The following is a 25,059-nucleotide window of genomic DNA, read 5'->3' as shown; positions in this document are numbered from 1 at the left end:
CCGAGCATGGAAGCTGCCACGCTGTCGAGGGAGGAGGTTGCCGCCCGCCTGTCCGGTTCACCGGGCGAGCGGGCGGCGTTCCTGCGCGAGCTGGCTGAGGGCGGCAGCGCAGCGGCGCAGGCGGCCTATGGCCAGTTGCTGCTGGACGGAAACGGCGTTCCGAAGGACGAGGCGGGGGCGCTGCGTTGGTTCATGGCGAGCGCCAAGGGCGGCGACCTGATGGCGCTGAACATGGTCGGGCGCTGCCATGACCTGGGCTGGGGCACGGCGGTGGACAAGGGGCGCGCGGCGGAATGCTATCGAGTGGCGGCGGCGCGGGGGATGGCGGAATCGATGTACAATTACGCGACGCTGCTGGCGCTGGGGCAGGGCGTGGCAGAGGACAAGGCCGCGGCGCTTGGCTGGCTGGAGAAGGCGGCGGCGCTCGGTTTTGCCAAGGCGGCGAACTTTATCGGCAGCTTTGCCGAGGATGGCTGGGCGGGGCCGGTCGACATGGCGCGCGCGCGTGACTGTTATGAGCGTGCGGCAGTGGGTGGCGACTTTCGCGGTTGCTTCAACCACGCGCGGATGCTCGCCGCGGGTGGCGACGTGGACGGGGCGGTGCGCTGGATCGGGCGGGCGGCGGAGCTGGGGCATGACCGGTTCCGCGAGCAGATGCGCGGATGGCTGGCGCGAGCGCCTGAGCCGCTGCGCAGCCGGGGGTTGGCCGCATGCTGATCGCTATTCCCGATGTGCTGGACGCGGCGGCACTGGCGCGGGTGCGGGGGATGATCGACGCGGCCGACTGGATCGACGGCAACGCGACATCGGGCGAGCAGTCGGCGCTGGCCAAGCGGAACGAGCAATTGCCCGAAGACTCGGCGGCCGCGCGCGAGGCCGGCGGGGCGGTGCTGGATGCGCTTGCGAGGTCTGCCCTGTTCGTGGCGGCGGCGCTGCCGCTGAAGGTGTTCCCGCCTTTGTTCAACCGATATGCTGGCGGGCAGGCGTTCGGGACGCATGTCGACAACGCGATTCGCATCCGGCGGGGCAGCGACTTCCGTATCCGCGCGGACCTGTCGGCGACGCTCTTCCTGGCGGAGCCCGACAGCTATGACGGTGGCGAGCTGGTGGTGGAGGACGTGTTCGGGGAGCAGCGGGTGAAGCTGCCCGCGGGGCACATGGTGCTTTATCCCGCATCCAGCCTGCATCGTGTAGAGCCAGTGACGCGAGGCACGCGCGTCGCGTCGTTCTTCTGGATACAATCAATGGTGCGCGACGATGGCGCGCGACGGATTTTGTTCGACCTTGATCGCGCGACCCAGGCGGTGGCGACGGACAAGGGGCAGGGTGACCCGACGACGGTGCAGCTGACAGGCGTGTACCACAATCTTTTGCGGCGATGGGCGGACGCATGACGAAACAGCAATGGCGCAAGACCTGGTTCCAGGTTCACCAATGGATCGGGCTGGGGCTGGCGATCCTGATCATTCCCCTGTCGCTATCGGGTGCGGCGCTGGTGTGGGACGAGGGGCTGGATCGATTGATCCACCCGTCGCGCTTCGCGGTGTCGGGGGAGCAGGTGCTGAACCCCGCGGCATATGAAGCGGCGGCGCGCGTATCGCTGGGGCGTGAGGATCGTATCGTGTCGATCGCGAAGCTGGAGGCGGGGCCGGTCCTGGTGGTCGCGTCGCCACCGGCGAAGCCCGGTGCGGCGCCCCGGCGAGGGCCGCCGCAGCGGACCAGCGTCTATCTGGACCCGCCGACCGCGCGGGTGCTGGGTGTGGCGAGCAATGGGTCGGGTCCGATCCGCTTTCTCCATGTCCTGCATGGCAGCCTGTTCGTGCCTGGATGGGGTCGGACCATCGTGGGTCTGATCGGGATAGCGATGATGTTGTCGAGCTTCACCGGGCTGTGGCTGTGGTGGCCGATCGTTGGCAAGGCGGCGCGGGGCCTGCGCTGGAAGCGGCATCGGAACACAGACACCAACCTTCACTACCAGACGGGTTTCTGGATCGCGTTGCCGCTGTTCGTGCTGTCGCTGACGGGCGCGTGGATCAGCTTCCCCACGCTGTTCGGCGGGGGCGCGCCGCGGGGCCGGCCGCCGATGGCGGAGCCGCTGCGGCAGACGGGGCTGGGCGTCGATCGCGCGGCGCAGCGGGCCGGCGGCTGGAACAAGATCACCTGGCCCACGACCAAGAGCGCCGATTGGTCGGTGGAGCTCCCCGGCAAGCGCAGCGTCAAGGTCGCGGACGATACCGGCGCGCTGGCCGTGGTCGCGCAGACCGAGCAGCGACGCGGCATCACCGGACTGATGCGGCGCATCCATGACGGCACGGGCATGGGCTGGCTGTGGCAGGTCATCATCTTCGTCGGCGGGCTATTGCCGGCGCTGCTGGCGGTGACGGGCGTGATCATGTGGGTGCGGGCGCGGACCTGGCGCGCGGACCTGGCACGCAGGCAGGCGACACAGGCTTGAGGTAGCGCTAGCGTCCCTCCTAAATGGTTGGAGGGACGAGGATGTTGGGCAGGCTGATCGCGGCGGCGGTGGCACTGATGGCGGCCGATCCCGCCTGGGCCTGTACGGCGCCGGTGAGCGCGTGCGAGCGGGCGAGCGCGGGAGCGCTGGCCCTGATCGCGCCGGGGCAGGCCATTACGCTGGTGGTCGCGGACGGGGAGACCCCCGCCGTGCGGCGCGCAGCCGCTGATGTGCGCGGCGACCTGGCCACGGTAGGCGGGCAGGCGGTGACGCTGGCCAATGCCCTTCCTGCGAGGGCGCCGGTCGCGGTAATCGCGGGCACGGTCGGCACACCGATGATCGATGCGCTGGCGAAGAGCGGCAAGATCGACCTGACTGGCCTTGCGGGGCAGTGGGAGGGCTATGTCGAGCAGGTGGTCGACAACCCTGCGCCCGGAATCGCGCGGGCGTTGGTGATTGCGGGGTCGGACCGGCGCGGCACGGTATTCGGGCTGTATGACCTGTCGACCAAGATCGGGGTCAGCCCCTGGGGCTATTGGGCCGATGTGCCGCCGCACAAGCACGCCCGATTGTGGCTGACCGCCGGGCGCGTCGCGGACCATCCGGCCGTGAAGTATCGCGGCATCTTCCTCAACGACGAGGAACCGGCGCTGGGCACCTGGGCGCGGACGCGCTTTGGCGGGGTGAACCGGGCGTTCTACGAAAAGGTGTTTACGCTGCTGCTGCGGCAAAAGGCGAACTTCCTGTGGCCGGCCATGTGGGGCAAGTCGATCTGGGAAGATGACCCGACCGCCGCGCCGCTGGCTGATGAAATGGGCGTGGTCCTGGGCACGTCGCACCACGAGCCGATGGGCCGCGCGCAATCGGACTGGAAGCGGCACGGAACGGGGCCGTGGGATTACACCAGGAACGCAGAGGCGCTGCGGCGTTTCTGGCGAGACGGCATGAAGCGGCGCGGTAATGCCGAGACGCTGGTGACGATCGGGATGCGCGGCGACGGCGATGAACCGATGACGGAGGGTACGGCAACGCAATTGCTGGAGCGGATCGTCGCGGACCAGCGCAGGATGATCGGCGAGACGACGGGCAAGCCACCGGAAGCGACTCCGCAGGTCTGGGCGCTCTACAAGGAGGTTCAGGATTACTACGACAAGGGCATGCGGGTGCCCAATGATGTCACCCTGCTGTTTTCAGACGATAACTGGGGCAACCTGCGCCGCCTGCCCGACCCGGCCGCCGCGCGGCGCGCGGGCGGGTACGGGATCTATTATCACTTCGATTATGTCGGGGGTCCCCGCAACTACAAGTGGCTCGATACCAACAACATCGCCCGCGTCTGGCAGCAGATGGACCTGGCGCGGGAAGCAAGGGCTGACCGGCTGTGGGTGGTCAATGTCGGCGACCTGAAGCCGATGGAGATGCCGATCGGTTTCTTTCTGGCGATGGCCTGGAACCCTGCGGCGATGACGCAGGGCGCGATGGAGCGCTTTCCGGCGGAATGGGCGGCGCAGCAGTTCGGGCCACGGCAGGGCGCGGCCATCGGGGACCTGCTGACCCGCTATGGCCGGTTGGCGGCGTTTCGGAAGCCTGAGCTGATCGACGCGACGAGCTTCACGGCGCCGGAATGGGCCGACCGGGTCGGCCGCTGGGATGCGCTGGAGCGCGACGCGCAGCGGATTGGCGCTGCTGTGCCGGCGGAGCGACGCGATGCCTATTACGAGATCGTGCTCCATCGAGTCGAGGCGATGGCGAACCTGTACCGGCTGCACGCTGCGGTTGCACGCACGCGGTCGAGCACGGGCGCCGAGAAGGCGCGCTGGGGTGCGGAGGCAAGGCGATTGTTCGCCAATGACGGTGAAATCCGGCGGCGATACGAAGTGGACACCGCGGGCGGCAAATGGACGGGCATGATGGCGCAGACGCACATCAGCTACACCGGCTGGCAGCAGCCCGAGATGGATGTGCTGCCGGCGCTCGATGGACCGGTCGCGGCGCCCGCGGAGCCCGCGCCCCAGATGCGGACGGATCGTCCGACGCGCATGGTCGCGGGACGTGGGATCGCGTGGCGAGTGGTGCCGGGGCTGGGGCGCGACGGGCCGGGACTGGTGGCGGCGCCTGCGCTGGCGGCGGCGGTCGAGAAGCCCGGCGGGGACAGCCCGCGGCTGGAATACCGGTTCACGGCAGCGAAGGACGGCGCGGTCACTATCCGGGTCGAGACGGCACCCGGCCTCGACGTGCGGGGGCGTGGGCAGCACCGTTATGCGGTGTCGGTCGATGGCGGGCCAGTGACGACGGTAGACCTGCTGGCGGGCGAAACCGAGGAAAGCTGGGGCAAGGCGGTTGCGGACAACCAGCGTGTGGGCACGACGCCGATGACGGTATCGCGCGGGGTACATACGCTGTCGATCTGGCTGGTCGATTCGCCAGTGGTGTTCACGACGGTATCAGTGACGCCGAACGAAAAATAATGCTGTCCTACAGGCGAACCAATATGGTTCATGCTCCTTGGCAACGAGGGTGCGGACATGGACATCGATTCGCTGATCAACGACGTAATCGACCGCGAGGGCGGGTATAGCAATCAAGCGGCCGATGCGGGCGGGGCGACGCGGTGGGGCATCACCGAAGCGGTTGCCCGTGCGGAAGGATATGGCGGCGACATGCGGCGGCTGTCGCGGGCGCAGGCGGCCGCGATCTATCGCCGGCGATACTGGGCGGCGCCGGGGCTGGATGGGGTCGCGGCGGTGGCGCCTGCGCTGGCGGCCGAACTGTTCGACACGGGGGTGAACATGGGTCCGGTCGCGGCCGCGAGCTTTCTGCAACGGGCGCTGAATGCGCTCAATCGCGGGGCCCGGGACTATCCCGACCTGCTGGTCGACGGACGGCTGGGACTGCGCACGGCGGCGGCGCTGTCGGCATTCCTCGCGCTGCGCGGGAGGAGCGGCGAAGGCGTGCTGTTGAAGGCGGTGGAGGCGTTGCAGGGCGAGAAGTATCTTGCGCTGGCCGAGGCGCGGCCGGCCAATGAAGCCTTCCTATACGGCTGGCTAGCGAACCGGATCGGTTAAGGAGATGGCCACTGCATCAGCAACCCCGACCGCGCCCCTGCTTGATCGGCTGACGGCCGACCCGGCGGCGCGCGACGCGGTGCGTCAGGCACTGGACCGGCTGGACGATGAGGACGCGGCGCGGGGTCAGGCGGACCTGGCGGCACTGCTCGCCGAGGTCCGGTCGGACGATCGCTGGGTTGCGCGCGCGCGGCCTGCATTCCTGTACGTGATGTACGCGCTGTTGTTGTGGGCGATCCCGATCGGGTTGCTGGCCGCGATAGACCCAGGCGCGGCCCAGGCGATCGCACGCGGGATGGCGGCCTATCTCGCCGCGCTGCCCGAGCCGCTCTATGCGTTGTTCGGAACGGGCTATCTTGGCTACACGGTGGCGCGCAGCTGGGGCAAGGCGCGCGGTGCCGAGCGCTAGGGCCCGCGCGGGTCACGGCGTGCAAGGCGCAGCGACCGGGCGCTGGACCCTGCCAGGACGCGCCGTCGGGGCAGGCGCATGGTGGCCAGTCTGCGGTTCGCGCTACGGAACGGCAAAGCTAATCGGGCGCTGAACCGTGACCAGCCCCAGTGCGGCGCGCCAAAGGGAGTGCTAAATTCGCGTCGACTGGATGTGGGTGTTCTCCGCGATGCGGGCGCCCTCTTGCTCGCCATAGACGAGATTCAGGTACATGGCCGCGAGTTGATGGTGTGCGCGGCGGGCGGGTTCGTTGCTGGCGCTGCGAGCGCGGGTGAGCTCTGTTTCGGCCCGCTGTGCCCAGTAGCGGTGGTCGGAATGCGATAACATGATCCAGGTACCCCTCAGTTCCCACCCAAGCAAATATCACCCAGAGTTTGTGGCTCCCAACGAACTGGATCAAAAACTTACACTTCACTTCACCTAGGTAAAACACGGTGTCGCGGAACCCGTTTGGATGAACGATGTCGCGCGATGAGGCAGCGTCATTGTGTCTGCCCGGGTCCTTCCTACATCGGCGGCCATGAGCGGGAACGATAGCGCCATGCCGGTCTGGCATGGCACCACGATCCTGTCGGTGCGACGCGGCGGCAAGGTCGTGGTCGCGGGCGACGGGCAGGTATCCATGGGGCAAACGGTGATGAAGCCGAATGCCCGAAAGGTCCGAAGGCTGGGTGACGGCAGCGTGATCGGCGGCTTCGCCGGTGCGACGGCCGACGCCTTTACGCTGTTCGAGCGGCTGGAGGCCAAGCTGGAGCGTCATGCCAGCAGCCCCGGCGGGCTGATGCGCGCGGCGGTTGAGCTGGCGAAGGACTGGCGCACGGACAAGTATCTGCGCAACCTGGAAGCAATGATGATCGTCGCGGACAAGGACGTGACGCTGATCCTGACCGGCAATGGCGACGTGCTGGAGCCGGAGGCCGGCATCGCGGCGATCGGGTCGGGCGGCAACTATGCCCTGGCCGCCGCGCGCGCGCTGGTGGACTATGAGGGCGATGCGGAGACAATCTGCCGCAAGGCGATGGGGATTGCCGCGGAGGTGTGCGTTTACACCAACGACCGGCTGACCGTCGAAACGCTCGACAGCAGCAACTGACATTTCCAGGACATCATGAACGACAATCTGACGCCCAAGGCGATCGTCGCCGCGCTGGACGCGCACATCATCGGACAAAGGGACGCCAAACGGGCGGTGGCGGTGGCGCTGCGCAATCGCTGGCGCCGCCAGAAGCTGTCGCCCGAGCTGCGCGACGAGGTGACGCCCAAGAACATCCTGATGATCGGGCCCACCGGGTGCGGCAAGACCGAGATCAGCCGTCGTCTCGCCAAGCTGGCCGACGCGCCGTTCGTGAAGGTGGAAGCGACCAAGTTCACCGAGGTGGGCTATGTCGGCCGCGACGTCGAACAGATCGCGCGAGATCTGGTCGAGGAAGCAATCCGGCTGGAAAAGGAACGCCGCCGCCTGTCGGTCAAGGACAAGGCCGAAGCCGCGGCAATGGACCGCCTGCTGGATGCTCTGACGGGCAAGGGATCGAGCCAGGCGACGCGTGAAGCGTTCCGGCAACGCTTCAGTGACGGGCACCTGGACGCGACCGAGATCGAGATCGAGGTGGAGCAGGCACCGACCGCTGCGTTCGAGATCCCGGGCGCGCCGCAGATGATCAACCTGTCCGAGATGATGAAGCAGTTCGGTGGCGGGCAACAGTTGAAGCGGCGCAAGCTGCCGGTGCGGGCTGCCTGGGACAAGCTGGTCGAGGAGGAGGCCGACAAGCGGCTGGACCAGGACGACGTGACCCGCACGGCGCTGGCCGATGCCGAAGCGAACGGCATCGTGTTCCTGGACGAGATCGACAAGATCGCGGTCAGCGACGTGCGGGGCGGGTCGGTGAGCCGCGAGGGTGTGCAGCGCGACCTGCTGCCGCTGATCGAGGGCACTACAGTTGCGACCAAGTACGGCCCGATGAAGACGGACCATATCCTGTTCATCGCTTCTGGCGCGTTCCACGTTGCCAAGCCGTCGGACCTGCTGCCCGAATTGCAGGGGCGCCTGCCGATCCGGGTCGAGCTGAAAGGGCTGACCGAGGCGGACTTCATCGCGATCCTGTCCGACACCAAGGCGTCGCTGCCCGCGCAGTACCAGGCGCTGATCGCGACGGAGGGCGTCGAGGTGAGCTTTACCGAGGACGGCATCGCCGCCGTCGCACGCATCGCGGCGGAGGTGAACGGCCAGGTCGAGAATATCGGCGCACGGCGACTGCAGACGGTGATGGAAAAGCTGCTGGAAGAAGTGAGCTTCGACGCCGAGGACCGCAGCGGCGAATCGCTGGTGGTCGATGGCGCTTATGTCGACAAGCAGCTTGCCAGCATTGCGCGCAACACGGACCTCAGCCGCTTCGTGCTTTGACCGTGGCGGGCGGCGCTGGCGGGGTCGCTAGCGCCGCTTCACCCGATCATAGGGCGTGAAGGTAGAAAAGAAGCAGGTGCGCGAGGGGATGGTGACCCCCGGCGTCAGCACCCGGAACCGGTCGTTGCGGCACAGCGGGCCGCCCCCGAAGCGTTCAATGACCAGCGTGGAATAAGGGTCGAGCGAGGGGCAGCTGGCGATCTCGCTCACCCACATCCGGTTGGACCCCCGGCGCAGCCCGATCCGATGACCGTCGAGGATCACGGGCGTGGCGGAACTGTCGGCCGCGCATCGGGTGGCCGGGCCGGACGGTGTATAGCCGCGCAATGGATCGTCTTTTGCGCCCGTCAGGGCGGCAAGTGCGGCCAGCGCGAGAAGGCTGCGTGCGATCATTTTGCCCTCCGATACGGCACGAAGTCGCCAAAGGCGCAACTGCCGGTCTGCATGCGTGAGGCGGGATCGACGGTGGTGGCGATGTCACCGCGGCAGGCACGCCCCTGAAGCTGCCGGGTGACCAGGATGTCGCTTTGCGCGATCCGCTCACACCCGCCGGTGGTGTCGTTGCGGTAGATCAGGTCGCGGCCGACCACGTACAGGATGGTCGAGCCATAGCCCTTTGTCTGGACGCCGCTGGACGGCAGGATGTTAAGCGGGAGGCAGGCCTGTGGCGGGCCCGGTGTCAAGCCCGCCAGCCGGCGTTGCAGTGAGTCGGCAGTCGCCTGTTGCGCCTGTTGCGCGCGGGCGGTGTCGGCCGGCAAGGCGGCGCAGCCGGCTAGCAACGCGCCTGTTATCACGGGTAACAGCAAGGCGGCACGGCGCATCAACAGTCTCCGGCGTAAACAGGTCGTTGTTCAGCCCTGGAACGCGTCCTTTCGAGCGCGCAAGGCCCCCAGTTGTTCCGCGCTGCCCGCGCGAAGGAAAGGGTTGGTCAGCTTTTCCTCACCGATCGTGGTCGGCACGGTTGGCTCGCCCCGCGCGCGCTGGCCGTCGACATGGCGCATCCGGTGGACGAGCGACTGGTTGTCCGGATCCTCCGACAAGGCGAAGCGGCCGTTGGACTGGGTATATTCGTGGCCGCAATAGACCAGCGTGCGGTCGGGAAGCTCGGCATAGCGTTGCATATTGCCCCACATGTCCGCAGGCGTGCCTTCGAAGAGGCGACCGCAGCCCATGGCGAACAGCGTGTCGCCGGTGAAGAGCAGGCCAGCGTCCTCGAACCAAAAGGCGAGGTGCCCTTGGGTGTGGCCGGGGACGCGCCAGACCTTTCCCGTCCAGCTGGCGAGGCGGACCACGTCGCCCTCGTCGATGGGCGTGTCCACCGGGCCCTTGATCCGGTCGATCTCCGTACGTGGGCCGATGATGGTGGCGCCCGCCGCCTTCATCTCCGCCACTCCGCCCGAATGGTCGGCGTGCCAGTGGGTCAGCCAGACCTGGCCGACCGTCCAGCCGCGCTCCCTTGCCGCGGCGAGCACGGGTGCGGCGTCACCGGGGTCGACGCACGCGGCCTCCTCCGTTTCCGGGTCGAACAGCAGCCAGGCGTAATTGTCCTGGAGGATGGGAACGCGCACCACCTCTGGCTTGGGCATGGCCTCTGCCACCTTACCATTCCCCGGTGTTGGGCATGGAGGACCACGGCTCCGCCGGGGGCAGCGGGTCGCCGGCCTGAAGCAGCTCGACGGAGATCAGGTCGGGAGTGCGGACAAAGGCCATGTTGCCGTCGCGCGGGGGGCGGTTGATCGTGACGCCGGCGTCCATCAGCCGCTGGCACGTCTGGTAGATGTTGTCGACGCGGTAGGCGAGGTGGCCGAAGTTGCGGCCGCCCGTGTAGCGTTCCGCCTCCTGCCCGTCGGTCGGCCAATTATAGGTGAGCTCCACCTCGGCATGGGCGCGTTCGCCGGGGCCTGCCATGTCCTCTGGCGCGGCGAGGAAGATCAGGGTGAAGCGTCCGGCCTGGTTCTCCATCCGTCGCACCTCGGACAGGCCGAGCAGGTTAAAGAAGCGGATGGTGGCGTCCGGATCGGTGACGCGGATCATGGTGTGAAGGTAACGCATGGGAACTCCGTGGCGGATTCCCTGCCAAGCGCGGCGGCCCCGTGCCGGGTTCCCTTATTGGGGGCTGGCGGGGTCGAATTGACGCAGGGCGGCAAGCGCGGCGCGACCCTCGGGCCCGTTGGGGGCAAGGCGCGCGGCTTCGGCCCAGGCGGCCCTGGCGGCGGCCTCGTCACGGGCGAGCGCGGCGATGTTGCCTGCCTCCAGCTGTACGCCGGCGTCGTCGGGGCTGCGGCGGAGCGCCTCGCCGATGTCGTGGCGGGCGCGGGGCACGTCGCCGGCGCGGCGGGCGAGCGTGGCGGACAGCAGCCAGGCGACGGGATCGCCGTCCAGGGCCGGCAGCGCGGCGTTGATGTCCTCGCGCGCGCCATCATTGTCGCCCGTCGCGACGCGGGCACGGGCGCGGTCGAGGCGGACCTGACCCAGTGGTTCGGCGGCTAGCGTCCCGGCCGCGACCGCCGAGTCGAGCGCGGCGAGGGCTCCCGATGCGTCGCCGCCGGCGAGGCGTGCATTCCCCGCCTGTGCCCAAAGGCGAGCGGCCTCATCATCCTTGGTCGCGGCAGCGGCGCGGGCGGCGGTTTCGAATGCCACCGCAGCGGCGCCCCAGCGGCTGAGCGCCGCGTTGGCCAGACCCTCGCACCGGCCACCCTCCACCGTGTTGGCGAGCGGGGCGCGCGCCGCCTGTACCAGCGCGGCGGCGGGATCGGTGCGGACGAGATCGAGGCAGCGCGCGCCGTTGTCGCTGGCCGGTGCCGGCGCGGCCTGGGCCAGAAGGAGGAGGAGCAGAGCGGTCATGCGCGGGCGACGAGATCCTCCACCGTCCGAAGCAGCAGCGCGACGTCGGTGTCGCGCGACAGGCGGTGGTCGCCATCCTTGACGAGAGCCAGATGCACATCGTCTGAACGCAGCAGGCTGGCGAGGTGGAGCGTGCGGTTCCAGGGCACGTCCGGGTCACGCTGCCCCTGGATCAACCGTACCGGGCAGTCGATCGCGATCTGCCCGAACATCAGCCGATTCGCTTCGCCCGACGACCAGAAGGCGCGGGTGTAGAGCGTCGGTTCGGGGCCATAAGGGTTGGCGCGCTCCAGCTGTCCGGTCTGGAGCAGGGTCATCTTGTCTTCCTGCGAGAAGCCCCAGTCGGTGAAGTCGGGGGCGGGCGCGATGCCGACCAGGCCGACGACGCGATCCGGCCGGGCCCGTGCGGCGAGCAGCATCAGCCATCCGCCCATCGAGGAGCCGACCAGCACCACCGGCCCGGTCGCGACCTGGTCGATCATGGCGAGCACATCCTCCAGCCAGCCGGCCAGCGTCTGGTCGGCGAAGTCGCCCTCGCTGGCGCCGCAGCCGCCATAGTCGAAGCGGAGAAAGGCGCGGCCGCGCGCCTTGGCCCAGACCTCCAGCGCGATCGCCTTAGTGCCGGTCATGTCGGACGCGTAGCCGGGCAGGAACACGACCGTCGGGCCGGTGCCGGGAGTATGGTGATAGGCGAGGTTGGGGCGAGTGCTGGTCATGCGCCGCCCTTACCCGCGCCTCAGCCCGCGAGAAAGGCGTCGAGCGATGTGGTGAAGGCTTGCGGCTGATCGAGCATGACGAAGTGGCCGCTGTCTGCGACATCGACGATGCTGTGTGCGGGCGCAGCGGCATAGGCGCGTTCGTAAAGGGCATGAGCCTGCGCCTGGGGCAGTGCGGCGCTGTAGGGCACGAGCACCGTGATCGGCTGTCGGATGGCGGCCATGTCGGGACGCAGATCCGTCACCATGTCCTCATAAAGGGAGAGAGCGGAAACGCGCGGGTCCGCCCGAGCCGCCCAGGCGGCGACCTGGGCCTGGCTCGCGGGTTTCAGCGCATTGTGGCTGGCGATCGCGGCGGTCATCGCGGGATCGGCGGGCTTGCCATAGGCGGCGGCGATCATGTCACGCATCGCGCGCGCCTGAGGTTCGAGGGCCGCGACGGTGGCGCCCGGGGCGAAGATCTCCCCCACAAAGGGCAGCGCGTCCACGATCAGGAGCTTGCCGACGTCGGCGGGATGCGCCTTGGCCAGCATCAGCGCGACCAGCCCGCCCATGGAATGGCCGACCACCGGCGCGGCCGCGATGTTCTGCGCGGTCGCGAACTGGTGAAGATCGGAGACGATGCCAGCCAGCAGCCCGGGCTGAAGGTTAGCGCGCGGTGCGTCGCCGGCGAACCCGTTCACCTGAACCACGTACACGCGATGGTGGCGAGCGAGCGCGGGAACGACGCCGGCATAGACGTCGCGCGGGCTCGACAGGCCAGGGATGAGAATGACGGGCGACCCCGTGCCGGTCACCTGGACGGAGATGTGCTGCATCTGCGTCGGCGCCGTCACAGCGGCCAACGCAGCCTGCTGGGCGCACGCGGGGGTGGCGTGGATCGCGATCAACGCGACGAACAGGCCGGCAAGGGGCTGGGGCAGGTGACGGATCATCTCAGGACTCCCTGGACGGGCTGGTGAATACCTGTTCGATGGCGAGGCCGAACAGTTCGGCGATCTTGAAGGCGAGGGGGAGCGAGGGATCGTAGCGGCCGGTTTCGATCGCGTTGACGCTCTGGCGGCTGACGTCCAGCCGTTCCGCCAGCTCCTGCTGGCTCCAGCCCCGCTCCCCGCGCAGGTCGCGAAGGTGGTTGTTCACCGGGCCCTCCGCTCGATCAGGGCGTTGACGCATGAGCCAACACCCAGGCCGGCGAACCAGACGACCGCGACGTAATAGCTGTCGATCCGGGGGGCGAGGTCGAAGCTGTTGAGAAAGCCCCACAGCGTCGCGAGGCTGAGCGCAAAGGCAGTTGCGACCAGCGACTGGCGCACCATCAGCATGCGGAGATACTCGTCCCGCTCCTCCACCAGATAGCGTCCGACCGCGACGAACACGCCGATGATGGCGAGCGCCGGGATGACGGCCGCGAGATAGGCGGTCGGCCCATGCGCGCCGGGATGATTGTTGAAGTAGCTGATGCCGCCGACCAGCGAGAAGCCGTAAGCTGCACAGGAGATGAGCACGCGCTTGTTGTAGCGGCGCAGGGCGGGGGTGGCGGGCATTGGTGACCTCCTTCGACTCGTTGTGAAGGAAGCTTTACATGGAAAGCGAGCTTTACGTCAAGGGTGCTTTACGTCCTTACGCGCAGGCTCTCGACCATGTCGGCGGCGAGGAGGCTTAGCGTGTCGTCGCGGGCGCCCATGACGGTGATGCGGTCGCCGGACTCGGCTTCGGCGACAAGGGCCGCGGCGGCGTGGGCTCTGTCGGGGATGTGGCGGGCGTCGTGGCCAAGGGCACGCAGGTCCTCGATGATGTCGGCGCTGGTCACCTCTCGCGTCACGGTGCCACCGAAATAGACGGGGTCGGGCATCACCAGCACGTCGCCGGGCGCGAGGCGGGCGGCGAGGCTGTCGACGAGTTCGCGGCGCATCACCTTGAGCGGGCCATAGCCGTGCGGCTGGAACAGGAGCAGCAGCCGGCCGGGAAAGGCGTGCAGCGTGTCGAGCGTCGCGGCGATCTTGTCGGGGTTATGGCCGAAATCGTCGATCACCGACACGCCGGCCGCCGTGCCGACCAGGTCGAAGCGGCGGCGCAGGCCGGCAAAGCCCTCGATCGCGCGGGCAGCGTCGGCAAGCGGCACGCCCGCCGCGACGCAGGCGCCGATCGCGGCGAGCGCGTTGGCGACGTTGTGGCGGCCCGGGACGGAGAGGCGGACGCGGTGACGCTCGCCCTGGCCGGCGAGGTCAAAGGCGATGGCGAAGGGTTCGGGCGCGAGGGCCGTTGCGGCGATGTCGGCTTCGGCGTCGGTCGCGACGGTCAGCAACCGGTCGCGGGGCAGCGTTGCGGCGAGGGTGGCGGCTTCGGCATCGCCGACGTTGACGACGCTGGTGCGCGCGGTGCCGGCGAAGTCGCCGAACAACTGGCGCAGCTCGTCCAGCCCCTTGTGGTCGAGGCTGATGTTGCCGATCACGGCGACCGCGGGGCGGTAAAGCGCGATGGAGCCGTCGCTTTCGTCCACTTCGCTGATGAACGCATCGCCCTTGCCGACCAGCGCGCTGGCGAAAGGCGCGTCGGGAGTGGCGAAGTTCTTCATCACCGCGCCGTTCATCACGGTGGGATCGCGGCCGAGCGCGTGGAAGATCCAGCCGATCATGCCGGTCACCGTCGACTTGCCGCTGGTGCCCGCGACGCCGATCGGCAGGGCGCTGTCGTTGAAGAGGGACGCTAGCACCTGTGCCCGGGTGGCGCGGGGGCAGGCGAGCTCTGCAGCGCGGACCATGTCGGGGACAGTCGCCTCGATCGCGGCGGAGGCGATCACGAGCTGGTCGGGGGAGGTGATGCCGCTGCCATCCTGGGCGAAGAGCCGGACGCCCCGGGCGCGCAGGTCGTCGAACTTGGCGGGAACGCGACCCTGGTCGAGGCTGCGGTCCGATCCCGACACATCGGCACCGCGGCCGGCGAGGATCAGCGCGAGGGGCATCATGCCCGATCCGCCGATGCCGACGAAAAAGGGGCGGTCCAGCGGGAGCTTGGCGTCAACCATGGCTTCGCGCTATCGGCTAAGGCGACACGGGGCAAGGAAGGGCAGGCGTTGAAGATCGGGATTTGCGCGCCGGCCCGGCCGATCGACCGGATCGTGGAGGCAAAGCTGTCCGCGCTCGCGGCACTTTCGTTTCCGGATGTGGAGCTGGTGTTTCATCCGCAATGCTATGAGTCGGACGGCCATTTCGCCGGGTCGGACGAGCGGCGCGGTGCCGCCTTCCTTGAGTTCGCCAACGACGCCGCCTTTGACGCGATCTGGTTTGCGCGGGGCGGCTATGGGTCGAACCGCCTCCTCCACAGCGTCATTCCGCAGCTGGGCCCGGCGGCGCGGCACAAGACGTATCTTGGTTATTCGGACAACGGGTTCCTGCTGGCGGCGCTGTATGCGCGGCGGATCGGGCGGCCGGTGCATGGGCCGATGCCGTCGGAGGTGAACCGGGCGGATGCGGGCGCGTGCGTGTCGCGGTCGCTCGCCTGGCTGACACGGGGGGAGCGCAGCGTGCTGGAGCCGGGGCTGGCGGGGCGACCGGCGGTGGCGTTCAACATCGCGATCCTGGACGCGCTGGTGGGGACGCCCTGGCTCCCCGACCTGACCGATCATGTGCTGATGCTGGAGGAGGTATCGGAGCCGATGTACCGCATCGACCGGATGCTGTTCACGATCGCGCATGCGACCCAGTTGAAAGGGATCGCTGGCGTCAAACTTGGCATGATCAAGGACGTGATCGAAAACGACCCGCCGTGGAAGGGAACGGCGGAGGACATGATCATTCGCTGGTGCGGCGAGATGGGCGTGCCGTATCTGGGCCGGGCGGTCATCGGCCATGATGCCAACAACCGCCTCGTACCGTTCGGGATCGCCTGACGCGCCCGGCCCCGGCGCACCTTAGCTGAGGGGCGTGTAGCGGTAGCCGTGCACCGTCATGGTCAGCGACCCGCCGGCGGGAAGGCCCGGCCAGGTGCCGGTCCAGCCAACCAGCCCGGCATTGGTGGGATTGGCCGCCCACATGGAGAACCAGGGGCGAAGCGGGGTGGTGATGAAGATGGGCGCCTTGTCCCGCGTCCAACGCTGAACCGACTTGCCGTCGAAGAACAGCTCGATCACCCCGGCGGCAAGATCCATGCGGATCCCGAAGCGATGGCGCTGGCCCGACATGTCCTTGCCAGGGAACAGGCGAACCGATGTCTGCTTCATGGCGCCGTTCACGTTGGCGTGAAGCGTTACGTCGAGGCCCTTCCGCCCGGCATATTCGAAGTCGATTTCGTCATGGGTCTTCTGATTGTAAAGCCACAAGGGCGCCACGACGAGGCCGTCCATCAGGGTCGGCAGGGTCACGTCCGCTTCCCACAAACCGTCGGTCTGTGCAGGCGTGCCGGTCACAGCCTGAAGCTCTGGCGCCCCCGCCTCGTCGAGCCGCAGATACGTGTCCGCGCGATTGGGCTGGGTGACGTGGTTATAGCGCCAGGGGATCGTGCTGACGGCATTGTCCCATTCGGACGCATGCCATTTGCCGGCATAGTTCCACAGCTTCATGTCCGACAGATCGACCGGGGGAAGCTGGGACAGGTCGCTCGCCGGATTGGCGGGCGTGGGGGTACCCTGCTGCGTGGTAGTGGCGGTTGGCGTGGGAGTGGGCGTCGGGCTGGGTGATGGCGTGGGTGTGCTGACCGGCAGGGGGCCGGGCACGACTGCCACGCTGTCCCCAATGGCAGCGCCGGTGCCGCCACCGCAACCAGCCACCGACGCTGCCAAGGCGAGGTGAGTCGCCGACCTGCCCAACCAATTCATAGCCATCACAACCGTTCTCCGTGTTGTGAAAAGCCTACGCTCCCAGTGGCTTAGGTCCGGTTAAAGAGGCGGTGACCATGTTGGCCGGCGACTTCGCGCCGCGGATTCTGCTGCGATGACCATTGCGTCTCCACGTGGTGATCGCAGCCGGTTGACCCGGCGTTCCGCCGCTGCTCTAGTAGGACAAGAATGCGGCGCAGGGCGACCGTGACAAGCGGGAGAGGAGATCTGATGTTGAACAGAATAGCGGGCGCACGCTCGGCATGGATGCGGGGCGCGGCGGCGGGGCTGGCGGCGGCGTTGCTGACGGCCGGGCCGGCGCAAGCGCAGAGCGACCAGATGGCCGCGATCTCCGTACCCGCGCAGCCCGGTGCGATTGCGCTCGGCACGGGGCCGCTGCCCGGCGCCAAGGCACGCGAATCTTGGCACAGCCAATATAACAGCGTGTTCGTCCGCAACGTGACCGAGGCGACACTGACCCCTTTCCTGCCCGATCCGGCCAAGGCGACAGGTACTGCGGTCGTGGTCGCGCCGGGCGGAGGCTTCACCACCCTGTCGTTGCAGAATGAGGGGTGGGACGTCGCCAAGGCGCTGGCCGCACGGGGCGTTGCCGCCTTCGTGCTCAAGTATAGGCTGAACCAGACGCCGGCGGACCTTGCCGGCTATGAAAAGGACCAGCGCGAGCGGTTTTCGGGGACGCGGCCGATGCCACGGCCCGATCCCGATCGCATGATGGCGAACCTCCAGCCGCAGATTGCGGACGCACGCGCCGCCTTTGCCCTGATCCGCCGACGCGCGGGCGAGTGGAAGGTCGACCCCAACCGGATCGGCATGGTGGGCTTTTCAGCGGGCGCGATGCTGACCATGACCACGGCGCTGCATGGCGAGGATGCCAAGCCCGCCTTTATCGGCAATATCTATGGCCCGCTGACGCCGGTAACGGTGCCAGCCGACGCGCCGCCGATGTTCGTTGCGCTGGCGGCCGACGATCCCTTGTTCGGCAATGGCGGCTTTGGCCTGATCGACAGCTGGCGCACGGCGAAGCGGCCGGTCGAGTTCCACCTGTTCGAACAGGGCGGCCACGGCTTTGGCATGTATCCCAAGCCGACGACCAGCACCGGCTGGTTCGACGAGTTCGCGCGCTGGATGGCGATGCACGGCTGGGTCAAGCCCGCCGCCTGAGCCAAAGGGAGAGAAGGCGCGGCTGGCGGGTTAAGGGGGCATGATCGCGCTTCTCCTTGCCGCCGCCGCGCTGCCCCAGGCTGCCACTTCTGCCGTCGCGTCGCCTGTCGTTGAGGATCGGGCCCAGCCGCTGGGCGCCGACCTGAAGCGGTTTGCTTACCCTTATCCCGTGCGCCGGTTCGAGAGCGGGGGCGTGGCGATGGCGTATATGGACGTGGCGCCCACCATCCGTGCGAACGGGCGTACGGCCGTGTTGCTGCACGGAAAGAACTTCTGCGCGGCGACCTGGGGAGGGACAGCGGCGGCGCTGGCCGCGCGCGGCTATCGCGTGATCGTCCCCGATCAGGTGGGTTTCTGCAAATCGGACAAGCCCGACGGCTTTCAATACAGCTTCGCCGCGCTGGCGACACGGACGCGCGACCTGCTGGCGGCGGCGGGCGTGGCGCGCGCAACGCTGGTCGGGCACTCGACCGGGGGCATGCTCGCGATCCGATATGCGCTTCTCTACCCGGACCGGGTGGACGCGCTGGTGCTGGTCAACCCGCTGGGCCTGAACGACACGCTGGCGGAGGGCGTGCCCTATGCCCCGATCGAGAAGCTGCGCGCCGAGGAGGCGAAGACAAACGCCGCGTCGATCAGGGCGTACCAGCTGAAGAACTATTACCACGGGGCATGGCGGCCCGAGTACGATCGATGGGTCGCGATGCTGGCCGGCCAATACGCCTCGCCCGATGGTGAAAAGGTGCGTGAGGCGCAGGCACGTTTGTCGGACATGATAGAGACGCAACCGGTGGCGGCCGAGCTTGAACGACTGCGCGTGCCGGTGACGTTGCTGATCGGGCAGGCGGATGCGACGGCTTTTCGCGGTGCAAGCGCGCCCAACCCCGCCGCGATCCGCACCGTGCCACAGGCAGCGGAGGGCGCGGCAAAGGTCATCCCGGGCGCGACGCTGGTGCGGCTGGAGGGGCTGGGGCACGCGCCGCAGGTGGAGGCGCCCGCCCGGTTCGAGGCGGCGTTGACGCAAGCGCTCGCACGACCGTGACCTGACGCGATTCCTTCCCTATATCGCGGGCGTTTTCATCCTGAGCTGAAAGGAATCCATGTCCGCGCATTTCCGTATCACGCTGCCCGACGGTTCCGTCCGTGAGGTAGCCCCGGGGACTACCCCGGCGGACGTCGCGGCGGCGATCGGGCCGGGGCTGGCCAAGGCGGCAATCGCGGCGCGGGTCGACGGACAGATCCGCGACCTGTCCCGCCCGTTCGAGGGTGATGCCAACCTGGCGCTGGTCACGTTCAAGGACGAGGCGGACGCGCTGGAGCTGGTGCGCCACGACTACGCGCACGTCCTTGCCGAAGCGGTGCAGCACCTGTTCCCGGGCACGCAGATCACCTTTGGCCCGGCGACGGACGACGGATTCTACTACGACTTCGCGCCAAAGGAGCGGCCCTTCACCGAGGAGGACCTGCCCGCGATCGAAGCGGAGATGCGGCGCATCATGGCGCGGAACGAGCCGTTCCAGCGCGAGGTCTGGTCGCGCGAGCAGCTGATCGAGACGTGGCAGCGCCAGGGCGAGACGTTCAAGGCCGAATGGGCCGCCGAACTGCCCGATGGCGAGGAACTGACCATTTATCGCCAAGGCCAATGGCTCGACATGTGCCGGGGCCCGCACATGCCAACGACCGGTCGCCTCGACCCGCAGGCGTTCAAGCTGACGCGCGTGTCGGGCGCGTATTGGCGCGGCGACCAGAAGAACGCGATGCTGTCGCGCATCTATGGCACGGGCTGGCTGAACAAGAAGCAGCTCGACGCGCACCTGACCATGCTGGAGGAGGCCGCCAAGCGCGACCACCGCCGGATCGGGCAGGAGATGGACCTGTTCCACCTCCAGTCCGAAGCGCAAGGGTCCGTGTTCTGGCACCCCAAGGGCTTTGTCCTGTGGCGGCAGCTGGAGGCGTATATGCGCCGCCGGCTTGATGCGGCGGGCTATGCGGAGGTCAAGACCCCGCAGCTGATGGACGCGCGCCAATGGGAGCAGTCCGGCCACTGGGGCAAGTATCGGGAAAACATGTTTGTCGTGCCCGACGAGATCCCGAACACGGAGGATGAGGGCGCGATCCTGTCGGGTGATGCCGACCTGATGGCGCTGAAGCCCATGAACTGCCCCGCGCACGTCCTGATCTTCCGCCAGGGGATCAAGTCATACCGCGACCTGCCGATCCGCATGGCCGAATTCGGCTGCTGCCACCGCAACGAGCCGCATGGCGCGCTGCATGGCATCATGCGCGTGCGCCAGTTCACGCAGGATGACGCGCATATCTTTGTGCGGGCCGACCAGTTGATCGAGGAGGTGCAAAAGTTCTGCGACCTGCTCGACTCGGTGTACAAGGACCTTGGCTTCGACCGTTACGCGATCAAGCTGGCACTGCGCCCGGACAAGCGTTTCGGGTCGGAGGAGATGTGGGACTGGTCCGAGCAGTCGCTGCGCGACGCGGTCGCGGCGACGGGCCGCAACACGGCCGAGTTCGGCTGGGAAGAACTGGAAGGCGAGGGGGCGTTCTATGCGCCCAAGCTGGAATTCCACCTGACGGACGCGATCGGGCGGACGTGGCAGGTCGGAACCATCCAGACGGACACGGTGCTGCCTGAACGGCTGGACGCGAGCTATGTCGGCGAGGATGGCCAGCGCCATCGCCCGATCATGCTCCACCGCGCGATCCTGGGGACGTTCGAGCGCTTCATCGGCATCCTGATCGAGCATCACGCCGGCCGATTCCCGCTGTGGCTGGCACCGGTGCAGGCGGTGGTCGCGACCATCGTGTCGGACGCCGACGGCTATGCCGACGAGGTCGCGGCCGAGCTGGCGCGCGCCGGCATCCGGGTCGAAACGGACAAGCGCAACGAGAAGATCAACTACAAGGTGCGCGAGCATTCGGTCGCCAAGGTGCCGGTGCTGCTGGTGGTCGGCAAGCGTGAGGCCGAGGAGGGCAAGGTCGCCATCCGCCGCCTGGGCAGCCAGGCGCAGGAGATCGTGACGGTTGCCGAGGTGGTCGCGATGCTGCGCGCAGAGGCGACGCCGCCCGACCTGTTGCGTTGAGGATGGGGGCGGCGCTGGCGCTGGCAGGGTGCGGCCGTGCGTCCGGCGACAAGGGCGCGGGGCAGGGCGCCCCGTCCGCCCATGCCGCCACGGGTGTGCCGCGGACCGCGGCCATGCGTGTCGATGACGAGGCAGCGGCGCGGAACCATCCGACATGGGTCCGGTGGATCGCGACCCGGACATCGCCTTTGCGGGCGGCATGATCGCGCATCATCGCGGGGCGGTCGACATGGCGCGGGTGGAGCTTAGCCATCACAATGACACCCAGATGCGGGCGCTGGCAACGGGCGTGACCACCGCGCACGAGGGCGGAATCGCGGCCATGGAACGCTGGATGCGGACAGGGGGCCAGCCACTATCGACGAAAGACCCCTCCGGGCACGCTCACTGACGCCGGCCGGCCTTTTGCTGGAACCGCAAAAACACTATATGGTTGGAAAGACAACCAACAGGAGAATTACCCATACGTCCTCCCATGATGCGCCGTCCCAACCAGGCGCCGCCGATGAACGGTCCTCGATTTAACGAGTGGATCCAGAGCCCCAAGGTCCGCGTGATCGACCATGAGGGTGAGAATCTCGGCGTGATGTACACGCGCGAGGCGATGGCTGCTGCCCAGGAAGTCGGGCTCGATCTGGTCGAGGTGTCGCCCAACGCGGACCCGCCCGTCGCCAAGTTCCTGGACGTGGGCAAGTACAAGTACGAGGCGCAGAAAAAGGCGAACCTTGCCCGTAAGTCGCAGAAGACGCAGGAGATCAAGGAGATCAAGATGCGTCCGAACATCGACGACCACGACTATGACACCAAGATGAAGAAGGTGGCGGAGTTCATCGAGGAAGGCGACAAGGTAAAGGTCACCATGCGCTTCCGCGGTCGCGAATTGAGCCACGGCCAGCTTGGCATGAATGTGCTGCAGCGTGTCGCCGAGCAGGTGGCCGAAGTCGCCAAGGTCGAGGCTTATCCCCGCATGGAAGGCCGGCAGATGCTGATGGTGCTGGCGCCCAAGTGAGTCGCTGACACGCCTGATCCGGCCCGCTTGCCCCAGGGTAAGCGGGCCGGTTCTGTTTCTGGCCGCCGGCAGCGGTGTGGCCGCCTTGTTACACTTTTGGCCCCAGCAGGACCCGTTTTTCGAAGGCGTGAGAAAAGCCTAGACGAACGCTCGAACTCGCCTCTACCTTTCCGGCAAACCCGGGGTTCAAAAACAAGGGAGAGGATACCATGCGGAAGACCGCATTTCTGCTGTCGGCGGCTGCGGCAGCGTTGGCGATGCCGGTCATGGCGCAGGAGCGCCCGACGACCGACCAGCCTACGACTCAGCAGGATGTTCAGGCGCCCTCCCAAGCGACGGCCAATGCCGACGTCGAGTCGCAGAACTCCCGGGTGACGGACGCCGACAACAGCCAGGACGCGACCGGCATCAACAGCCGCGACGTGGTGGTCACCGCCACCCGCCGTGCGGAGCGCCTGTCCAACGTGCCGATCGCAGTAACCGCGGTCAGCCAGGACACGTTGCAGAACACCGGCGCGACCGACATCCGCCAGATGACGCAGGTGACGCCGTCCCTGCTGATTTCGTCAACCGGCACGGAAGCCAACGCGTCCGCCCGTATCCGCGGCATCGGCACGGTGGGCGACAACCCTGGCCTGGAAAGCTCGGTCGCGGTGTTCATCGACGGCGTGTATCGCAGCCGCACGGGCTCGGGCCTCAACGACCTGGGCGAAGTGGACCGGATCGAAGTGCTGCGCGGGCCGCAGGGCACGCTGTCGGGCCGCAACGCGTCGGCCGGTACGATCAACATCATCACCAAGGCGCCCGACTTCCGCTTCGGCGGCTATGCCGAGGTGACGGGCGGTAATTACGACTTCTTCCGTGGCGCGGTGGGCATCACCGGCCCGATCATCGCCGACAAGCTGGCCTTCCGCGTCGATGGTGTCGCTTCAAAGCGTGACGGCTTCTTGTACGACGTGGTGAACCGGACCGATTACAACGACCGCAATCGCTACTTTGTCCGCGGACAGTTGCTGTTCAAGCCGTCCGACGACCTGCAGATCCGCCTGATCGGCGACTATACGTACCGCAACGAGAAATGCTGCGGCGCGGTTTATGTCGATACGCGCGAGAAAATCGATCCGACGCCGGGCGTCCCAGGGGATTTCGCACTGTCGCCGACCAACCGGATCGTCGACGTGATGACCAGCCTTGGCGGCCTGTTCCCCAGCCGGGGCGACCCGTACAACCGCCGCATCTCGCTGACGCCGGGCCGCGCCTACTCTGCCGTGACCAAGGATTATGGCGGGTCGGGGCAGATCGACTGGAACCTGGGCGGCGCGTCGCTGACGTCGATCACCGCCTATCGCGAGTATAAGTCGGAAGGCCAGTCCGACATCGATTACAACAACCTCGACATCGGTTACCGGCCGGACGACGGCAACAGCTATCGCCAGTTCCACACCTTTAGCCAGGAACTGCGCCTGAACGGCGAGCTGTTCGGTGATCGCCTCAACTGGCTGGTCGGCGGGTATTACTCCAAGGAAGACCTGGAGGTCGTCGACAACCTGAAGTTCGGCACCCAATATGGCGCATTCGCCGCGTGCCGCATCGTTGCCACGGTCAACCCGGCGGCGGCGCTGCGCAACCCCACGGCGCGTGGCTGTCTCAGCCCAACCGGGCGGGCGGTCCTGACCGGCGCGTTCGGAGCGGCGGCGCCGTTGGTGCTCGGCGGTATAGACCGGCTGTCGACGCTCAACAACCTCGGTTCGGTGCGGGACCGTTATTACCAGCAGAGCGAAAACTACGCGTTCTTCACGCACAACATCTTCAAGCTGACCGACCAGCTCTCCATCACGGCTGGCCTGCGCTACACGCATGAAAGCAAGGATTTCAGCGCCAACTTCACCAACAACAACACGGTCTGCCCGGCGCAACAGGCCGGCACCGCGCAGGGTGGCCTGGGCGGACTGTTGACCAACCCGGCGCTGGCGACGCTGGCCGGCGGGATCATCACCCTGTCGTGCACGGGCAATTCCAGCGCCACGCTGAACGGCAAGTCGATCAGCGACAATTTCGACGAAAGTCAGCTGACCGGCACGGGCGTGATCTCGTACAAGCCGACCCGCGAACTGCTGCTCTATGCGAGCTATTCGCGCGGCTACAAGGCGGGCGGCTATAACCTCGACCGGTCGGACCTGGGCTCCGCGATCAATCCGGCGGTGACGATCGCGCCAAACGCGTCACTGCTGCGCTTCGACCCGGAAACCGTGAATGCGTATGAAGCGGGCCTGAAGTTCACGACGTCGCAGTTCACCTTCAACGTCGCGGCGTTCCGGCAGGAGTTCAAGAACTTCCAGCTGAACACGTTCAACGGCACCGTTTATGTCGTGCAGAATATCGGGTCCTGCTCGGACAGCCTGAACGGCGGCGATCGCGACAACTCGCCCGCCACCGGCCGGTGCGCGGGCAACGTCAAGTACGGCGTGCGCTCGCAGGGCGTCGAGCTGGAGGCGGGCATCTACCCGACCAGCAACTTCGCCGTGAACCTGGGCTATACGCTGGCCGATACCAAGTACCGCAACAACCTGGTCGGCAGCGAGGCGGGCGAGGCGCTGGATCCTGCGCTGTTCCTGCTGTCGGGCAACCGCTTGTCGAACGCGCCCAAGCATGTCGTGACGTCGTCGGTCAGCTGGACGCCGGAACTCGGCTCCTCCGGTTATTCGGCGCTGTTCTATGTCGATGGACGCCTGTCGTCGGACTATAACACGGGGTCTGACCTGTTCCTGGAAAAGGCGCAGGACAGCTTCTTCCTGATGAACGCACGCATTGGCCTGCGCGCGCCTGATCGGCGCTGGTCGATCGAGGCCTGGGCGCAGAACCTGCTCAACCAGGATTACCAGCAGGTCGCGTTCAACGCCCCATTCCAGGGCGCTGGCAGCCTGGCGCAGACCATCCAGCTTGGCACCACGCCGGCGAACCAGATTTTCACCTCGTTTATTGCCGAGCCGCGCACTTATGGCGTGACTCTGCGCGGCCGCTTCTAAAAATT

27 protein-coding genes are annotated in these 25,059 nt (G+C 67.5%); 15 read left to right on the top strand and 12 right to left on the bottom strand.

Annotated features, from left to right (window positions below):
• Window positions 1–6: 6 nt before the first annotated feature.
• The 6 genes from FHS94_RS08885 to FHS94_RS08860 are packed head-to-tail and all read left to right on the top strand — an operon-like array spanning window position 7 to window position 5,929.
• The gene (locus tag FHS94_RS08885) at window positions 7–717 is read left to right on the top strand and encodes a tetratricopeptide repeat protein (protein ID WP_184056914.1); all 711 of its coding nucleotides are present in this window, start codon (window positions 7–9) and stop codon (window positions 715–717) included.
• Window positions 711–1,394, top strand: coding sequence for a Fe2+-dependent dioxygenase (locus FHS94_RS08880; RefSeq protein ID WP_184056912.1), 684 nt, complete (start codon window positions 711–713; stop codon window positions 1,392–1,394). Before FHS94_RS08885 ends, FHS94_RS08880 begins: the two co-directional genes overlap by 7 nt.
• Window positions 1,391–2,455, top strand: coding sequence for a PepSY-associated TM helix domain-containing protein (locus FHS94_RS08875; protein WP_184056910.1), 1,065 nt, complete (start codon window positions 1,391–1,393; stop codon window positions 2,453–2,455). The genes FHS94_RS08880 and FHS94_RS08875 overlap by 4 nt, the downstream gene beginning before the upstream one ends.
• Window positions 2,456–2,496: 41 nt before the next feature.
• Window positions 2,497–4,923: a glycosyl hydrolase 115 family protein gene (locus FHS94_RS08870; protein WP_184056908.1), complete on the top strand. Its 2,427-nt coding sequence runs from the start codon at window positions 2,497–2,499 to the stop codon at window positions 4,921–4,923.
• A 57-nt stretch (window positions 4,924–4,980) separates the two neighbouring features.
• Window positions 4,981–5,520: a glycoside hydrolase family 108 protein gene (locus FHS94_RS08865; protein ID WP_184056906.1), complete on the top strand. Its 540-nt coding sequence runs from the start codon at window positions 4,981–4,983 to the stop codon at window positions 5,518–5,520.
• Window positions 5,521–5,524: 4 nt separating this feature from the next.
• Entirely contained in the window at window positions 5,525–5,929 is a 405-nt protein-coding gene (locus FHS94_RS08860; RefSeq protein WP_184056904.1) for a 3TM-type holin, read from the top strand.
• Between the two features lie 171 nt (window positions 5,930–6,100).
• On the opposite strand, the gene FHS94_RS08855 is transcribed toward FHS94_RS08860, so the two are convergent.
• Window positions 6,101–6,295, bottom strand: coding sequence for a hypothetical protein (locus FHS94_RS08855; protein ID WP_184056902.1), 195 nt, complete (start codon window positions 6,293–6,295; stop codon window positions 6,101–6,103).
• A gap of 214 nt (window positions 6,296–6,509) precedes the next feature.
• Here FHS94_RS08855 and hslV point away from each other — a divergent pair, with 214 nt between their 5' ends.
• Window positions 6,510–7,061 (top strand): ATP-dependent protease subunit HslV, encoded by a 552-nt coding sequence (gene hslV, locus FHS94_RS08850; protein ID WP_184057296.1) that lies wholly within the window; start codon window positions 6,510–6,512, stop codon window positions 7,059–7,061.
• A 15-nt stretch (window positions 7,062–7,076) separates the two neighbouring features.
• The gene (gene hslU / locus FHS94_RS08845; protein WP_184056900.1) at window positions 7,077–8,369 is read left to right on the top strand and encodes an ATP-dependent protease ATPase subunit HslU; all 1,293 of its coding nucleotides are present in this window, start codon (window positions 7,077–7,079) and stop codon (window positions 8,367–8,369) included.
• Window positions 8,370–8,396: 27 nt separating this feature from the next.
• Here hslU and FHS94_RS08840 read toward each other — a convergent pair whose 3' ends face one another.
• The 10 genes from FHS94_RS08840 to FHS94_RS08795 form a co-directional block, all read right to left on the bottom strand.
• Window positions 8,397–8,762, bottom strand: coding sequence for a hypothetical protein (locus FHS94_RS08840; RefSeq protein WP_184056898.1), 366 nt, complete (start codon window positions 8,760–8,762; stop codon window positions 8,397–8,399).
• Window positions 8,759–9,190, bottom strand: coding sequence for a hypothetical protein (locus FHS94_RS08835; protein ID WP_184056896.1), 432 nt, complete (start codon window positions 9,188–9,190; stop codon window positions 8,759–8,761). The genes FHS94_RS08840 and FHS94_RS08835 overlap by 4 nt, the downstream gene beginning before the upstream one ends.
• 30 nt (window positions 9,191–9,220) lie before the next feature.
• Entirely contained in the window at window positions 9,221–9,955 is a 735-nt protein-coding gene (gene gloB, locus FHS94_RS08830; protein WP_184056895.1) for a hydroxyacylglutathione hydrolase, read from the bottom strand.
• A 13-nt stretch (window positions 9,956–9,968) separates the two neighbouring features.
• Window positions 9,969–10,421: a VOC family protein gene (locus FHS94_RS08825; protein WP_184056893.1), complete on the bottom strand. Its 453-nt coding sequence runs from the start codon at window positions 10,419–10,421 to the stop codon at window positions 9,969–9,971.
• 54 nt (window positions 10,422–10,475) lie between these two features.
• Window positions 10,476–11,213 (bottom strand): tetratricopeptide repeat protein, encoded by a 738-nt coding sequence (locus tag FHS94_RS08820; RefSeq protein WP_184056891.1) that lies wholly within the window; start codon window positions 11,211–11,213, stop codon window positions 10,476–10,478.
• On the bottom strand, window positions 11,210–11,929 hold the full coding sequence (locus tag FHS94_RS08815) for an alpha/beta hydrolase (RefSeq protein ID WP_184056889.1): 720 nt from the start codon (window positions 11,927–11,929) through the stop codon (window positions 11,210–11,212). The genes FHS94_RS08820 and FHS94_RS08815 overlap by 4 nt, the downstream gene beginning before the upstream one ends.
• 20 nt (window positions 11,930–11,949) lie before the next feature.
• Complete coding sequence (locus tag FHS94_RS08810) at window positions 11,950–12,864, bottom strand: alpha/beta fold hydrolase (protein WP_246348468.1); 915 nt, start codon at window positions 12,862–12,864, stop codon at window positions 11,950–11,952.
• Between the two features lies 1 nt (window position 12,865).
• A complete protein-coding gene (locus FHS94_RS08805; RefSeq protein ID WP_184056887.1) occupies window positions 12,866–13,069 on the bottom strand; it encodes a helix-turn-helix domain-containing protein in 204 nt (67 codons plus the stop codon).
• Complete coding sequence (locus FHS94_RS08800) at window positions 13,066–13,473, bottom strand: hypothetical protein (RefSeq protein ID WP_184056886.1); 408 nt, start codon at window positions 13,471–13,473, stop codon at window positions 13,066–13,068. Before FHS94_RS08800 ends, FHS94_RS08805 begins: the two co-directional genes overlap by 4 nt.
• Window positions 13,474–13,541: 68 nt before the next feature.
• Window positions 13,542–14,954, bottom strand: a complete 1,413-nt coding sequence (locus FHS94_RS08795; protein WP_184056884.1) for a UDP-N-acetylmuramate--L-alanine ligase — start codon at window positions 14,952–14,954, stop codon at window positions 13,542–13,544.
• A gap of 48 nt (window positions 14,955–15,002) precedes the next feature.
• Between FHS94_RS08795 and FHS94_RS08790 the strand changes: the two genes are divergently transcribed.
• Window positions 15,003–15,818: an LD-carboxypeptidase gene (locus FHS94_RS08790; protein WP_184056881.1), complete on the top strand. Its 816-nt coding sequence runs from the start codon at window positions 15,003–15,005 to the stop codon at window positions 15,816–15,818.
• 21 nt (window positions 15,819–15,839) lie between these two features.
• Here the strand turns inward: FHS94_RS08790 and FHS94_RS08785 are convergent, their stop codons facing one another.
• Window positions 15,840–16,748, bottom strand: a complete 909-nt coding sequence (locus FHS94_RS08785) for a family 16 glycosylhydrolase (RefSeq protein WP_184056878.1) — start codon at window positions 16,746–16,748, stop codon at window positions 15,840–15,842.
• 225 nt (window positions 16,749–16,973) lie between these two features.
• Here FHS94_RS08785 and FHS94_RS08780 point away from each other — a divergent pair, with 225 nt between their 5' ends.
• The 6 genes from FHS94_RS08780 (at window position 16,974) to FHS94_RS08755 (ending at window position 25,054) form a co-directional block, all read left to right on the top strand.
• Window positions 16,974–17,924: an alpha/beta hydrolase gene (locus tag FHS94_RS08780; RefSeq protein ID WP_184056876.1), complete on the top strand. Its 951-nt coding sequence runs from the start codon at window positions 16,974–16,976 to the stop codon at window positions 17,922–17,924.
• A 40-nt stretch (window positions 17,925–17,964) separates the two neighbouring features.
• Entirely contained in the window at window positions 17,965–18,966 is a 1,002-nt protein-coding gene (locus FHS94_RS08775; protein ID WP_184056873.1) for an alpha/beta fold hydrolase, read from the top strand.
• 58 nt (window positions 18,967–19,024) lie between these two features.
• Window positions 19,025–21,019 (top strand): threonine--tRNA ligase, encoded by a 1,995-nt coding sequence (gene thrS / locus FHS94_RS08770; protein WP_184056870.1) that lies wholly within the window; start codon window positions 19,025–19,027, stop codon window positions 21,017–21,019.
• Window positions 21,020–21,173: 154 nt separating this feature from the next.
• Window positions 21,174–21,410, top strand: a complete 237-nt coding sequence (locus tag FHS94_RS08765; protein WP_184056867.1) for a DUF305 domain-containing protein — start codon at window positions 21,174–21,176, stop codon at window positions 21,408–21,410.
• A gap of 84 nt (window positions 21,411–21,494) precedes the next feature.
• Window positions 21,495–22,028 carry a translation initiation factor IF-3 gene (gene infC / locus FHS94_RS08760; protein WP_184056864.1) on the top strand — a complete coding sequence of 178 codons (534 nt, stop codon included), beginning with the start codon at window positions 21,495–21,497 and terminating at the stop codon, window positions 22,026–22,028.
• Between the two features lie 209 nt (window positions 22,029–22,237).
• Entirely contained in the window at window positions 22,238–25,054 is a 2,817-nt protein-coding gene (locus tag FHS94_RS08755; protein WP_184056860.1) for a TonB-dependent receptor, read from the top strand.
• Window positions 25,055–25,059 lie beyond the last annotated feature (5 nt).

Source organism: Sphingomonas aerophila (assembly GCF_014199305.1).
Lineage (GTDB): Bacteria > Pseudomonadota > Alphaproteobacteria > Sphingomonadales > Sphingomonadaceae > Sphingomonas > Sphingomonas aerophila.
The sequence above is the reverse complement of the archived record's forward strand: the minus strand, read 5'-3'. Positions and strand labels throughout refer to the sequence as shown.